The organism is Lentilactobacillus curieae (assembly GCF_000785105.2).
Taxonomy (GTDB): Bacteria; Bacillota; Bacilli; order Lactobacillales; family Lactobacillaceae; genus Lentilactobacillus; species Lentilactobacillus curieae.
Map to the genome: position 1 here is coordinate 1622546 of NZ_CP018906.1, position 14675 is coordinate 1637220.

Here is a 14675-nt window from a genome sequence, read left to right on the forward strand (position 1 = left end):
CGTTAATTGAACAGGATAGTAACTGGCTTTTTTATTCTCTGTGGTAATCAACTTCGAAGATTTTTGTTTCACCAATCGAACTGGAAAATTTATCGGCCAAAAGATTAGTGATGGTGGTGAGAAAACTATCTACTTTATCATCATCAACGGCTACTTTGACGGTAACCTTATCAGTGTACTCAGTGCCTTCGAGTGGGTAATCATTTTCTTCAAGGTAATAATTTAATTTATCAAACAGTGGGTATTCCACCGTCAGTGATATTACCTTCTTATCAAGCAGTTGAACAATTCCAACGCTTTCAATTGCGGTTGAAGCAGAATTACTATATGCCCGGATTAATCCTCCGGCCCCCAGCTTGATCCCACCAAAATATCTAGTCACCACCGCCAAGACGTTTTTAACCTCAGTTTTCTTTAAAACTTCCAAAATTGGAACACCTGCAGTTCCTGATGGTTCACCGTTGTCACTTTCTCGTTGAATTTCGTTGTTTTCACCAAGAACGTAAGCGTAACAGTTGTGGGTTGCTTTTGCGTGCTCCTTTGTGATTTCTGCTAATTGTCGTTTAGCATCATCTTCATCTTTAATTCTCCGCAGATTACAGATGAAATTAGATTTTTTTATATCAAGTTCGTGGATTCCATTTTGTTTGATTGTGAGTAATGTTTTATCTGCCAAATTAAAGTCTCCATTTTTACGTACTTAATTATTGAGGTGATTTTCATTATTCATGATATAGCAGAATTATATGGACGCCAAATAAATTCGCAACTTGTGTCTGAAAATATACTCACTGATTCTAGGATTGTGCGAATAAATTCTTTGAAATTAGTACACGGCATTCCTGTTTGCCAACGCTGTGGCGCTAAGTTGAATCGAAAGTTAGCCCAGCTCCCCAATGATAACTACTATTGTTATGCGTGTATCCATATGGGGCGAGTTGATTCGTTATCACAATTGATAACTGTTGCTGAACCCAATGCGTTTTCTGTGCCCGTTAAACCGCTAGCTTGGAGTGGTAACTTGACTTCTTCTCAGAGTGAATGCTCAAAGGCGATAGTTAATGTAGTCGATAATTTACAAACTCATTTGTTGTGGGCGGTGACTGGGGCGGGAAAAACCGAAATGATCTTTGCAGGAATTGAGAAGGCTCTTCTTGATCGGAAGCGGGTGGCAATTGCTTCACCAAGAATAGATGTTATTAACGAACTTTACCCAAGACTGAAAGCTGCCTTTCCGAATACAAAAATATGTTTGCTTCATGGGCGGACAGATACTAGGTATCAATACTCCCAGTTAACGGTTTGTACTACTCACCAATTGTTGAGGTTTAGACGGGCATTTGATTTGCTTATAATTGATGAAGTTGATGTTTTTCCATATGCGGGTAATCCGCAACTTCATTTTGCGGCAGGCCAAGCGGCCAAGACACGTGCTAGTCGGTTGTATCTAACCGCAACACCTGATGATTACTTGTTGAAATTAATAAAAAAGAAGAAAATCACCACCAGCTATCTGCCCCGTCGTTATCACGGATATCCATTACCAGAAATCACTGTGAAGAAGACTACTCACTTGCGACAAATGATTGACCAAGGCAAACTCCCAACTGCAATCATCAAAATAATAAAACAAATTGTCGGTCGTCAGCTTTTGCTCATATTTGTACCGAAAATTAGTGATCTCAGTTTAGTTGGGAGGGCGTTAGCGTTGTTCTCTAAAGATTGGCGATATGAAACCGTCCACTCAGCCGATCCCCAAAGAATTGAAAAGGTGCAGGCGATGAGGGATGGAAAACTAGATTTTTTGATTACAACGACGATTTTAGAGCGGGGAGTTACCTTTAGAAATTTAAGCGTAATCGTTTTGAATGCGGACAATGATATCTTTGGAACGCCAGCCCTCGTTCAGATTGCTGGTCGAGTCGGTAGAAGTGCTGACTATCCAGGTGGATTAGTGCAATTTTTTGTTGAGCAACGAACTGCCAAAATTAAGGCAGCTCAAATGCAAATTAAAAAAATGAATAAGATGAAAAATGAAACTTAATATTTGCTTGGTCTGTGGAGGAATATTAGCACCGTCATTTAAACTTGAGGATCTCTTTTCGGTGGCTGGCTTAAATAAGAGGTTAGTGTGCAGCACCTGTTGGTCAAAATTTGAATACTTACCCCAAAGAGTAACTTGTCAGGGGTGTGGTCGCTGTATAGATGAATCATCAAGAGAACGGATTTGTCCTGACTGTACTAGGTGGTTAGTTAACGAGGAGATGGATTTTAATAACGTGGCATTATTTGCCTATAATTTATGGATGAAAGAATATATGCACCGGTATAAGTTTATTGGCGATTACAGGTTACGGTTAATATTTACACAGTTTATAAAAAATTATATCCGCACAAATTATCCCAATAGAAATTTGGTTGTGGTACCGGTTCCTGTTGCACCAGAGACAAGTGCTCTTCGTGGATTTAACCAAGTGCAGGGATTACTCGAAGATGTTGACTATCTAGAAGCTCTACACACAATTGACAGTAAAAAATCGCCGCAATCTGCAAAAAATCGTTTTGAAAGAATGTCAACTAGTCAGCCATTCGCATTGATCCAGGGTTGTGAAAAACAAATATATGATAAAAATGTGTTGATTGTCGATGATGTATACACCACAGGGAGAACTATAAGACACGCAGCTACTGCGGTTTTGATGGCAAATCCTAGAAAAATTATGGGGTTAACATTAGCTAGATGACAGCGTTTTAGTTCTAATGATTGTTAAATGTCGCACTTTAATCTATACTTAAGTTGTAGCCAATGATGAAACCAAAAAAGGGCATCATTGGACCATTAAACCGTTAATGGTGAAGGGAGAGAGTGTTATGTTAATTTTTAACATTCGGGGAGAAAATATTGAAGTAACGCAAGCAATTCGTGAGTATGTAGAGAAGCGGATTAGCAAGTTGGAAAAGTACTTTGACGACGATGCCAAGAATACCGCTCACGTAAACTTGAAGGTATATCCAAACAAGCAGGCCAAAGTAGAAGTTACAATTCCTTTGCCATACTTGACACTACGTGCGGAAGAAATGTCTAACGATCTTTATGCAAGTATTGATTTGGTAACTGACAAGTTGGAACGTCAAATCAGAAAGTATAAGACTAAAGTTAACCGCAAGTCTCGTGAAAAAGGTTTCAAGAACTTAGAGTTCGCACCAACTACTGAGCCAGAATCAGATGATGATTCTAAGTTTGATGTAGTAAGAACTAAACGAGTATCATTGAAACCAATGGATAACGAAGAGGCAATCCTTCAAATGGACATGTTGGGTCATGATTTCTTCATCTATGAAGATGCAGAAACTTCAGGAATCGACATTGTCTACCGTCGTAATGACGGCCGTTACGGTTTAATTGAAACGGGCGACTAATATTAATAAGTTTCTTCAAAGAGTCAGAGCTATGGCAGAAGATTTTGCCATAGCTCTTTCTTATTTGATAGAATTGTAATAGTATTGTGATTACAGCTTAACCATGTTTATGTTTCAAATATTTTCATGAAATGATACAATTGATTAGTATGTAAAATAACAATATTTGAAAAATTATAAATATCTCGAATTAGAATTTAATGCAAGAAGGGAAATTTACTAGATGCGAAATGTCTTAAAGAAATGGGTCGAAAGTGACAAGCACGAACTTAAACGACTCAGTAAAATGGCCGATGAAGTTGGGTCATATTCTAAAGAATATCAGGAACTTAGCGATGAAGAACTTCAAGCAAAAACCCCTGAATTCAAACAACGTTATCAAGATGGAGAAACACTTGATGACTTACTTCCTGAAGCCTTTGCCGTTGCTCGTGAAGGTGCTAAACGTGTGCTTGGACTTTATCCATTCCACGTTCAAATTATGGGAGGAATTGTTCTCCATGAAGGTAATATTGCTGAAATGAAGACTGGTGAAGGTAAGACACTTACTGCTACTATGCCAGTTTATTTGAATGCACTTGCTGGTGAGGGTGTCCACGTTGTTACTGTCAACGAATACCTATCACAACGTGATGCTACTGAAATGGGTGAACTTTATAACTGGTTAGGTTTAACTGTTGGAGTTAACTTAACTCAAATGAGCCCTGACGAAAAACGTGAAGCTTACGCAGCTGATATCACTTACTCAACTAACAGTGAAATTGGTTTTGATTATTTGCGTGATAACATGGTTGCTTATAAAGAAGAAATGGTTCAACGACCACTTAACTTTGCAATCGTTGATGAGGTTGATTCAATTTTAATTGATGAAGCTAGAACGCCATTAATTATTTCTGGACAAGCAACTGGAACTTCACAGTTGTACCAAAGCACAGATCAATTTGCTAAGACACTTCACGAAGGCGAAGATTTTAAGGTTGATCTTGAAACTAAGACAGTTTCATTGACAGATAAAGGAATTGAAAAGGGTGAAAAGTACTTCAACTTAGACAACCTTTATGATACTGACAATACTGCATTGACCCACCATTTGGATCAAGCATTGCGTGCCAACTTTATCATGCTTAGAGATAAAGACTACGTTGTTCAAGACGACGAAGTTTTGATTGTTGATTCATTTACTGGTCGAATCATGGACGGACGTCGTTTTTCTGACGGCCTTCACCAAGCAATTGAAGCCAAGGAAGGCGTTACTATCCAAGAGGAAAGTAAGACCATGGCTAACATTACTTACCAAAACATGTTCCGGATGTATAAGAAGTTAGCCGGTATGACTGGTACTGCTAAGACTGAAGCAGAAGAATTCCGTGAAATTTACAACATGGAAGTTATCTCTGTTCCAACTAACAAGCCGGTTGTTCGTGTTGACGAACCAGATATCTTATACCCTAACTTACAATCTAAGTTTGAGGCCGTTGTTAACAAAATTAAGGAACTTCATGAAAAGGGTCAACCAATGTTGATCGGTACTGTTGCTGTTGAAACTTCAGAATACCTTTCACAAAGACTTGACCAAGAAAATATTCCTCACGTGGTCTTGAACGCTAAGAATCATGCTAAGGAAGCTGAAATTGTTACCAATGCCGGTCAAAAGGGTGCGGTTACTATCGCTACCAACATGGCTGGTCGTGGTACTGATATTAAATTAGGACCGGGCGTTGTTGAACTTGGTGGTTTAGCAGTTATCGGTACTGAACGTCACGAGTCACGAAGAATTGATAACCAACTTCGTGGACGTGCAGGTCGTCAAGGTGATCCAGGATTGTCACAATTCTACTTGTCACTTGAAGATGACTTGATGCTTCGTTTTGGTTCTGAAAAGATTAAGAACTTCTTGGAAAGTATGAATGTTGAAGGCGAAGATGCCGTTATTCGTTCAAAGATGATTACCAAGCAAGTTGAATCTGCTCAAAAACGGGTTGAAGGTAATAACTACGATTCACGTAAGAACGTTCTTCAATACGATGATGTTATGAGACAACAACGTGAAGTTATTTACGGTGAACGTCAAGAAGTCATTGAAGAAGATAAGTCCCTCAAGTGGGTTATCATGCCAATGATTGAAAGAACTGTTAACCGAATCGTTGATCTTCACACCCAAGGAGATAAAGCAGACTGGGACTTACAAACTATTCTTGATTTCGCAATTTCAGCAATGGTTAACCCTGATCAAGTTTCATTAGACGACTTGAAGGGACTATCATCTGACGAAATCAAAGAATTCTTGATGGGTCTTGCTACTAAGGTTTACGACCAAAAGAAGGAAGAACTTTATGACGAGTCTCAAATGCTTGAGTTCGAAAAAGTTGTTATTCTTAGAGTTGTTGATTCACACTGGACTGATCACATCGATATGATGGATCAATTGAGACAATCAATTGGCTTACGTGGTTATGGTCAACAAAACCCATTGGTTGAATACCAACGTGAAGGTTACAAGATGTTTGAAGAAATGATTGCTGATATTGATTACGATGCAACCAGATTATTCATGAAGGCAGAAATTCGTCAAAATATGCAACGTTAATAACTCTAGAGAATCCAGGCAGTTACTGTTTGGATTCTTTATTTTGAAAAGGGAACGGTGAGTAAAATGGCCTTTGAACTAAGCGAAGCCAAAAAACAATTAGCTGAAATGCAAGAAGCCATCGCTGGCTTTAGGAGGTCTCTTTGACTTTGATGCGTTAAGCGAAAGCATTGAAATTAACGAGTCCAAAATGGCAGAACCTGGATTTTGGGATAACCAAAATGAAGCCCAAAAGTTAATTGATGAAACTAATCAAATGAAGACGAAAGTTGATAGTTACTCGCACCTTAAAAGTGAGAGTGATGATTTATCAGTAATGCTTGATTTGATTGGTGAAGATTCTGATTCAGATATGGAAAGTGAGTTTGTTGACCAACAGGATAAACTTGCTAAGGAATTGAGCCAGTATCAATTGCAGCTGTTACTGAACGAAAAGTACGATCATAACAATGCCATCCTCGAAATTCACCCTGGTGCAGGTGGAACAGAATCTCAAGATTGGGGTTCAATGCTACTTAGAATGTATACTCGCTGGGCAGAGTCTCATAATTTTAAAGTAGAGGTTTTGGATTATCAGGTTGGGGATGTTGCGGGAATCAACAGTGTTTCACTATTGATTTCTGGTACAGATGCATACGGATATTTGAGGTCTGAAAAGGGTGTTCACCGATTGGTTAGAATTTCACCATTTGATTCGGCAGCAAGGAGACATACATCATTCGCTTCAGTTGATGTGATGCCTGAACTGAATGATGATGTGGAAATTGAAATTAACCCTGATGACCTAAGAATTGATGTTTATCGCTCTAGTGGTGCAGGTGGTCAGCATATTAACAAGACATCGTCAGCAGTTCGAATTACCCACGAACCAACAGGAATTGTGGTTGCTAGTCAGGCACAAAGATCACAGCTACAAAACAGACAAACGGCGATGAACATGTTGAAATCAAAGTTATATGAACTTGAGGAGCAAAAGAAGGCGGAAGAGAAGGCTAAGATTGAGGGAGAGCAACTTGATATTGGCTGGGGATCGCAGATCCGTTCTTACGTTTTTCATCCATATTCAATGGTCAAAGATCACCGAACCAATCATGAAACAGCTAATGTTAATGCGGTAATGGACGGTGATTTAGACGGGTTTATCAACGCATATTTGCAGTGGAAACTGGAACAAAAAAATCCAGATTAGGGAGCGTTACAGAAATCTCTGATTTCGTCTTAACGCCCCCACAACGATGACGCGTACTGAGCGTCACGAATAGTGACGGTCAGTCGCGACAGAGACTGTGTGGAGCTTGCAGGAATTTTCGATTTCGTCTTAGGGAGCACTACATGAATCTTCGATTCAGTCGTAGTGCCCCGACAAGAGCAACAGTTAGTGAATTTTGCGAGGAGCAAGATTCACTCCTGATGCTTACTGTCTCGGCGGTTAGTCGCGACAGAGACTGTGTGGAGCTTGCGGAAATCTCCAATTTCTTCATAGGGAGCACTACTTGAAGTTTTGATTCAGCCCCAACAAGAGCATCAGTATGTGAATTCTGCGAAAGCGGGATTCACTCGTGATGCTTACTGTCCCCCACAATGAAAAGAAAAGATGCCGTGATAATTTCATTTTTGAAATTATCACGGCTTTTTTACCGTATTGAGGTATGATTCGGCTTTCTTTTAGCAATATTGACTGAATTACTGCTTAATATAAAATATGGACAATGCTATACTTAAGCTAAACTGAATAGGGGAAATGAAAATGAAAATTTTGTTTTTACTCCTGTTTTTCTTACTCCAACCAGTACTATGGCTGACAGTAATTAGGGCGGGAGCGCTTTTCTCGAACAGAGTAAAACGGGAAAGAAAATTATTTAGATCCGCAATCTATGAAGACTTTTTCGAAGGTCGTCATTTGGCTAAGACCATGTTGTTATCGGGAATCGTTTCATCAATCCTTGGTGTGGTATTACTGACCATGTCCGCTAAATGGGTGGTCGTGTACATAGGAATAGAATTACTTAGCGTGGTTGTTCTATTCTTTACCAGTTTGCCGATTACTGTAATTGCTGCAAGTGCGGTAATTGTTTCTACATTAACAATACCTAATAATTTGTTTGGCTTTAGCTGGCTAAAATCGGGGTTAGGTACGAGCCTCACTGCTGTACCAGCGGCTAACCTGACAGCTCTGCTAAGCATCGTGGTGATATTAAACGCTCTGTACGTCAAAAGAGTTGGTGGTACATACGAATCTCCAATAATTGATAGAAATAAACGGAACACCAAAATTGCAAAGTATAGATTTAATGAATCTGCAGTGATTCCAATGCTAATTGTCCTTCCTGGAGATTGGTTTGCTAGTCACATATCATTTTGGCCAGTATTCAATTACTCAGGTCATACGTATACATTATTTATCCTACCTTTGTTACTTGGACTTAGGTTGACTGTTAAGCGTGGCGAATTTAAGGAAACTCTAGCATTGTTCTCTAGAAATTCAATGATCATTGGGTTGATTGGGTTGATTTCTGCTGTTGTAACTAAGTTTGTACCAGTTCTTAGCTTTTATCCAATACTTTTGGTTTGGTTTATGTATGTGGTCAATTTGTATGTCATTAAGCTAAAGGATAACCAAATTGATTTTGAATATAGTGAGGTTATGGACGGAGTTCGGGTTATTGGAATTAAGCCGGAGACCCCCGCAGCAAAAATGAATTTGGTTATTGGTGATGTAATTCTAGAGGTTAATGGTAGTCCCGTTGCCAACGAAACGGAATTATATCGGGCGATTTCGCTTAATTCAACGTATTGTAAGTTGAAGGTAAGGGACCGCAATGATCAGTTAAAAGTAACCGAGACGGCAATTTTCAAAAATTCGCCACATGAAATTGGAATTAAAACATACTCAGATTACGCTTAATGGAGGAGTCAGTCGTGAAAAAGGTACTAGTTGTAGATGACGAACCGTCGATTGTAACTTTGTTGGAATATAATTTAAAGCGCGAAAATTTTGAGGTTGAAAGTGCAACTAATGGAACTGATGCCTTAGATAAAATTGAAAATAACAACTATTCAATCGTGTTGTTAGATTTGATGCTTCCGGAAATGAGTGGGGAAGATGTTCTTAAACGAATTCGAATGGATCGGATTGAGACCCCAGTGATTGTTTTAACTGCCAAGGATACTGAGTTTGATAGAGTCTTTGGCTTAGAGATGGGTGCAGACGATTATATTGCGAAGCCATTTAGTCCGCGGGAAGTCATTGCCAGGATTAATGCGGTACTAAGACGTTATAAGGCAGAGAAACCCCAACCAGCAAATTCTGAAAAAGCTGATGGCGATGATCATAGTGCAGTGGGACCATTTACGATTGATACTAAGCAGTATCGAGTACTACTGAATGGCAAAAATTTAAGGCTAACACCAAAGGAATTTGAACTGTTTGAATATTTAGCTAACCATGAGCGCCAGGTATTCAGCCGTGAGCAATTGTTGTCAGGAGTGTGGGGATTTGATTACTCTGGTCAAAGTAGAATGGTTGATATTCAAATCGCCCACCTTCGGGAAAAAATTGAAACGGATCCCAAGCACCCTGTATATTTAAAGACTGTTCGTGGCTTTGGATATGAATTCGTGAGTGGAGATGAGTAAACTGAACCGATTAACTAAAAACCTTTACTTGTTATTCACTCTCAGTGCGGTTGGGTTTGTTGGACTACTACTAGGAATTATAACCGACAATAAAGCATGGCAAATTATTGCATTGCTAATTTTAGGTGTCACGATAATTGTTTTTATCGGCGCATTGATTCAAAATCACCGTGAAAATCGGGTGATTTTTAGGCTTCAAAGGGCAGTAAAAAATTTAAACTTACAGACCCAAGCAAAGCCAGTCCTAGTTAGGCCTGACGATGAATATAAGGGCTTGGCTGACGAAATTAATGAGTTGGCATCTGCGAAGGATGACGAGTATCAAAAATCATTGGCCGAGACGACCGAAATTGAAAAAATTATTAATGTTCTCCCTGTTGGGGTAATGGTAGTTGACCAAGCAAAAGATGTCATCTTTGCGAATAGTCAAATGGAAGATATTTTGGAAAGGCAAATCAAACCAGAACCGCATCCGTACACTTTGGACATCGCTAATTATGAGTTGCTGACAATGATTGATAGTGTATATAGTGATCATCAATCAACTAGAACTGAGATCAGTGAGGTTTCTAACGACCCTAAAACAATTGATGTTCAAGTTGTTTATAACCGAATCAAGAATTCGTTTCATTTAGTGGTGATTGCTTATGACATTTCTGAAGTTATTAACATTAAGCAGATGCAAATTGATTTTTTGCGCAATGCTAGTCATGAACTGAAAACGCCGGTTACCGCAATTTCAGGATTTGCAAAAACTCTGTTGGATGGGGCTAAGGATGATCCTGAGAGCCTAACTGAATTTTTAAAAATAATTGATCAACAAAGCGACCAATTAACATCTCTGATTAATGACGTGCTAACAATTTCGCACATTCAAAATCATGAATCTAATGCAGCAGAGCCGTTGTTACTAAGAGCATTTGTGGATCAAGAATTTAAAACTCAAAGTAATCAAATAAAAGCACAAAATATTCAAGTTGAAAACTTAATCGACGAAGAGTTTCAAGTTAAAATTGATTCTGCATCCTTACGCCGAATCGTTCGAAATTTGATTTCAAACGCAGTTAAGTATAATCGACCATCGGGAACAATCTCGATTGATGCTAGTCGTCAGGGAAGTTTCTGGTACCTAAATGTCAAGGATACTGGAATTGGAATCTCTCAAAAAGATTTGGCAAGAATATTTGAGCGCTTTTATCGGTCGGATGAGTCGCGTAATAAACAGGAGGTTCCTGGTACAGGTTTGGGACTTTCCATTGTAAAAGAGTTGGTTGACTCGTTATCAGGTAAGATCACTGTGCGCAGTCAACGTGGGGTTGGAACAACTTTTACAGTTAGGTTGCCTTATATAGATTAAAAACCAAGCAGAATTGAATCTGCTTGGCTTTTTTATTTGAATATAGTTGACTGTGGAAACTATTTACATAACTTTTACATTCGGCTGGTTAAATATTTACATTGATTATTTACAATAATAAGTGATTAATTTAGGAGGATTTTGCCATGCGGAAACAAACGGTTATTAAAATTTGTGTGGGTTTGCTACTTGTATTTGGGCTTACATACGCATTTGCCACTAGAGACAGTTCAGAAAGTAATGGGGAATCAATTACTGCTGTTGGCTCAACGGCACTTCAGCCTTTAGTAGAAGCTGCCAGTGAGGAATATATTTCTGATCACCCGGGCGTGTTTATTAACGTTCAGGGTGGCGGTTCTGGTACAGGACTTAGCCAAATTGAATCTGGTGCTGTGCAGATGGGGAATTCTGACTTATTCGCTGAAGAAAAAAGTGGAATCGATCCTAAGGGATTAGTTGACCATAAAGTTGCGGTTGTTGGGGTTGCTCCAATCGTGAATAAAGACACGGGTGTAAGCAATTTGACAACAGAACAACTAATTAAGGTGTTCACTGGTAAGGTTACAAATTGGCGCCAAGTCGGTGGTAAAAACATTCCGGTAACATTAATTAACCGTTCGCAAGGTAGTGGAACTCGAGTAACTATTGAACAATATGGCTTAAATGGTAAAGAAAGTGCTGTTGCCCAGGAACAAGATTCTTCGGGGACTGTTCGCCAAATTGTGGGGACTACTCCTGGTGCAGTTAGCTATGTAGCGTTTGGATATTTAAACGATTCTGTCAAACCACTTAAGTTAAACGGAATTGCTCCGACAGCTACAAACGTAAAAAATAACCAGTGGAAGATTTGGTCCTATGAACATATCTACACTAACGGCCAACCTAAGGGACTAACCAAAACATTCTTAAGCTTTTTGAAGGGTAAACACATTCAAGAGCAACTATTTCAAAAGTTAGGTTATATCTCCGTTGGGGATATGGAATATCAAAGGTCTTGGAACGGCAAAATAACGAAAGGTTCAGGTGAGTAGTTTGGAAAACAAAAAATTAGCCTCACAACTAATGAAAAAATCAAAAACCGCTCGCTACGAACGGTTTGGGAAAATGATTAGTTTGCTAGCGTTGTTACTGATTATGGTAATTGTTGCTGGGATAATTGTTTTCGTCGCATCTAAAGGACTTTCAACTTTCATCTCAGACCACATTTCATTAAAAGATTTTTTTGGTGGCACGTTGTGGAATCCAGGAACTGAAACTCCCGCAGGCAAACCAGCCGTCGGAGCGTTACCAATGATTGTGGGATCATTCTTAGTGACTCTGCTAGCAGCGTTAGTCGCTACTCCGTTTGCAATTGGAACGGCAGTCTACATGACAGAAATCTCCCCCAAAAAGGGTGCCAGATTCTTACAACCCGTAATTGAGCTTCTTGTGGGGATCCCCTCAGTTGTTTACGGATTTATTGGTCTATCGGTGGTTGTTCCGTTTGTTAGAAATGTATTCGGAGGATCTGGATTTGGAATTCTATCCGGAACTTTCGTGTTGTTCGTCATGATTTTGCCAACGATTGTTTCAATGACGGTTGATTCATTGAAATCTGTACCCAAATATTATCGGCAAGCTTCATTAGCGTTGGGAGCGACAGCTTGGCAAACGATTTGGAAAGTGGTCTTGAGGGCAGCGACACCAGGAATTTTGACAGCCATTGTTTTCGGAATGGCAAGGGCGTTCGGTGAAGCACTAGCCGTACAAATGGTTATTGGTAACGCTGCATTAATGCCACAAAACTTGGTTTCACCAGCGTCAACACTAACTTCTGTATTGACATCTGGGATGGGAAACACAGTTATGGGCTCACTTCAAAATGATGCCTTATGGTCATTGGCCTTAGTATTGTTGTTCATGTCACTATTCTTCAACCTGTTAGTCCACTTTATTGGTCGGAAAGGGGCATTTAAGAAATGAAAACTCAAAAACAAAGTCAAGTGGCAATTGCCATCCTCAAAGGTATCGCGGCTTGCGTTGTCCTGATTTTGGCCTTCTTGTTGGGCTACATTTTTATAACTGGTCTGCCAAACGTTAGTTGGGGTTTTCTAACTAGACCCGCCCGAGCATTTCAAGCTGGCGGTGGAGTTGGAATTCAGCTATTTAATTCATTCTACCTACTAATTTTGGCAATGCTGATTTCAACACCAATTGCTCTGGGTGCATCAATTTATTTGAATGAATACGCCAAGGACAACTGGTTTACTTCAACCATTAGAACGGCAATTGAAATCCTAAGTTCACTTCCTTCGGTTGTGGTGGGGCTGTTTGGATTCTTGTTGTTCGTTATTCAATTTAACTATGGATTTTCTATTTTATCAGGGGCATTGACGCTAACAATCTTCAACCTACCGCTACTGACCAGAAACATTGAAGAGGCGCTGTCCAGCGTATCGGACGCTCAGCGTCAAGGTGGCCTTGGTCTTGGCCTATCGAAGTTTGAGACAATTATTCACATTGTTGTTCCGGCTGCTTTACCAGGAATCATCAGTGGAATTATTCTTTGTTCTGGCCGAGTTTTTGGTGAAGCTGCAGCGTTAATTTATACTGCTGGACAAAGTGCACCCGCACTTAACTTCGCTGACTGGAACCCATTCAACATTGATAGTCCCCTTAGTCCATTAAGACCTGCTGAAACCTTGGCTGTTCACATTTGGAAAATTAATTCTGAAGGAATCATGCCAGACTTATCTCAGGTATCATCTGGGGCATCAGCAGTCCTTGTTCTAGCAATCTTAATTTTTAACTTATCAGCTAGATTCATTGGCCGAAAGATTTTTGAAAAAATGACGTCAGCAAGTTAGGAGAATTAGCATGCAAGAAATGTTAAACAATCAAACTCAAGAGCGATTCATTTATCAATTTGATGATAATGATGAAATTACAATGGCGACTGAAGATTTGCAGGTGTTTTATGGTGATTCACTAGCAATGAGTAACGCTGACTTAACTTTTAAGAAGAACACGATTACTGCACTAATCGGTCCATCTGGTTCTGGAAAGTCTACGTACTTACGAAGTTTAAACCGAATGAATGATGAAGTAGCAACAGTTAAGGGCAAAATCCTGTATCAAGGTGTGGATATCAACCAACCTGGAATCGATGTTTATGAAGTTCGGCGTCGAATTGGGATGGTATTCCAGCGTCCGAATCCGTTTGCTAAGTCAATTTATGACAACATTACCTTTGCTTTAAAGCGTCGGGGAATAAGGGATAAGAAAAAGTTGGATGAAGTGGTTGAAACTACGCTGAAGGAAGCAGCTGTGTGGGATCAAGTTAAAGATGTTTTGCATAAAAGTGCCTTGGAGCTTTCTGGTGGCCAAGCACAACGGGTTTGCATTGCTAGAGCGTTAGCCGTTCGTCCTGATGTACTACTGCTTGATGAACCTGCTTCAGCCTTGGATCCTGTTTCCACTGTCCAATTGGAACAAACCCTAAGAGAGTTAAAGAAAGATTACACGATTATTATTGTTACTCACAATATGCAGCAAGCTGCTCGGCTAAGTGACTACACAGTATTTTTTAACCTGGGGCAAGCAATTGAATACAATAAAACCAGAAAGATATTTACGAGACCAAAAATCAAGCTTACCGAAGATTATGTTTCAGGTAACTTTGGGTAGGAGGAAACC

General features: G+C 39.6%; 13 protein-coding genes. 12 read left to right on the top strand and 1 reads right to left on the bottom strand.

Features of this window, described 5'->3' with window-relative positions:
• Positions 1-31: 31 nt before the first annotated feature.
• Complete coding sequence (locus tag PL11_RS07855) at positions 32-676, bottom strand: YigZ family protein (protein WP_035167533.1); 645 nt, start codon at positions 674-676, stop codon at positions 32-34.
• A gap of 252 nt (positions 677-928) precedes the next feature.
• Between PL11_RS07855 and PL11_RS07860 the strand changes: the two genes are divergently transcribed.
• The 12 genes from PL11_RS07860 (at position 929) to pstB (ending at position 14666) form a co-directional block, all read left to right on the top strand.
• Positions 929-2044, top strand: a complete 1116-nt coding sequence (locus PL11_RS07860) for a helicase-related protein (protein ID WP_237047484.1) — start codon at positions 929-931, stop codon at positions 2042-2044.
• On the top strand, positions 2034-2744 hold the full coding sequence (locus tag PL11_RS07865; protein WP_035167531.1) for a ComF family protein: 711 nt from the start codon (positions 2034-2036) through the stop codon (positions 2742-2744). Before PL11_RS07860 ends, PL11_RS07865 begins: the two co-directional genes overlap by 11 nt.
• A gap of 127 nt (positions 2745-2871) precedes the next feature.
• Positions 2872-3420 carry a ribosome hibernation-promoting factor, HPF/YfiA family gene (gene hpf, locus PL11_RS07870; protein WP_035167529.1) on the top strand — a complete coding sequence of 183 codons (549 nt, stop codon included), beginning with the start codon at positions 2872-2874 and terminating at the stop codon, positions 3418-3420.
• A 223-nt stretch (positions 3421-3643) separates the two neighbouring features.
• Positions 3644-6007 carry a preprotein translocase subunit SecA gene (gene secA / locus PL11_RS07875; protein ID WP_035167522.1) on the top strand — a complete coding sequence of 788 codons (2364 nt, stop codon included), beginning with the start codon at positions 3644-3646 and terminating at the stop codon, positions 6005-6007.
• Positions 6008-6073: 66 nt separating this feature from the next.
• Positions 6074-7196, top strand: a protein-coding gene (gene prfB / locus PL11_RS07880) for a peptide chain release factor 2 (protein ID WP_191982058.1) whose coding sequence is annotated in 2 segments (ribosomal slippage) — positions 6074-6151 and positions 6153-7196 — 1122 coding nt in all. Because the reading frame shifts where the segments join, the coding sequence is not laid out codon by codon here.
• Positions 7197-7754: 558 nt separating this feature from the next.
• Positions 7755-8912 (top strand): PDZ domain-containing protein, encoded by a 1158-nt coding sequence (locus tag PL11_RS07885; protein WP_035167519.1) that lies wholly within the window; start codon positions 7755-7757, stop codon positions 8910-8912.
• 14 nt (positions 8913-8926) lie between these two features.
• Positions 8927-9643, top strand: a complete 717-nt coding sequence (locus PL11_RS07890; RefSeq protein ID WP_035167517.1) for a response regulator transcription factor — start codon at positions 8927-8929, stop codon at positions 9641-9643.
• 28 nt (positions 9644-9671) lie between these two features.
• A complete protein-coding gene (locus PL11_RS07895; RefSeq protein ID WP_237047485.1) occupies positions 9672-11000 on the top strand; it encodes a PAS domain-containing sensor histidine kinase in 1329 nt (442 codons plus the stop codon).
• A gap of 146 nt (positions 11001-11146) precedes the next feature.
• On the top strand, positions 11147-12031 hold the full coding sequence (locus tag PL11_RS07900) for a phosphate ABC transporter substrate-binding protein PstS family protein (protein WP_035167514.1): 885 nt from the start codon (positions 11147-11149) through the stop codon (positions 12029-12031).
• 1 nt (position 12032) lies between these two features.
• Positions 12033-12962, top strand: a complete 930-nt coding sequence (pstC, locus tag PL11_RS07905) for a phosphate ABC transporter permease subunit PstC (RefSeq protein WP_035167512.1) — start codon at positions 12033-12035, stop codon at positions 12960-12962.
• On the top strand, positions 12959-13846 hold the full coding sequence (gene pstA / locus PL11_RS07910; RefSeq protein WP_035167511.1) for a phosphate ABC transporter permease PstA: 888 nt from the start codon (positions 12959-12961) through the stop codon (positions 13844-13846). Before pstC ends, pstA begins: the two co-directional genes overlap by 4 nt.
• 10 nt (positions 13847-13856) lie before the next feature.
• Positions 13857-14666 carry a phosphate ABC transporter ATP-binding protein PstB gene (pstB, locus tag PL11_RS07915; RefSeq protein WP_035167510.1) on the top strand — a complete coding sequence of 270 codons (810 nt, stop codon included), beginning with the start codon at positions 13857-13859 and terminating at the stop codon, positions 14664-14666.
• The last annotated feature ends 9 nt before the right edge of the window (positions 14667-14675 follow it).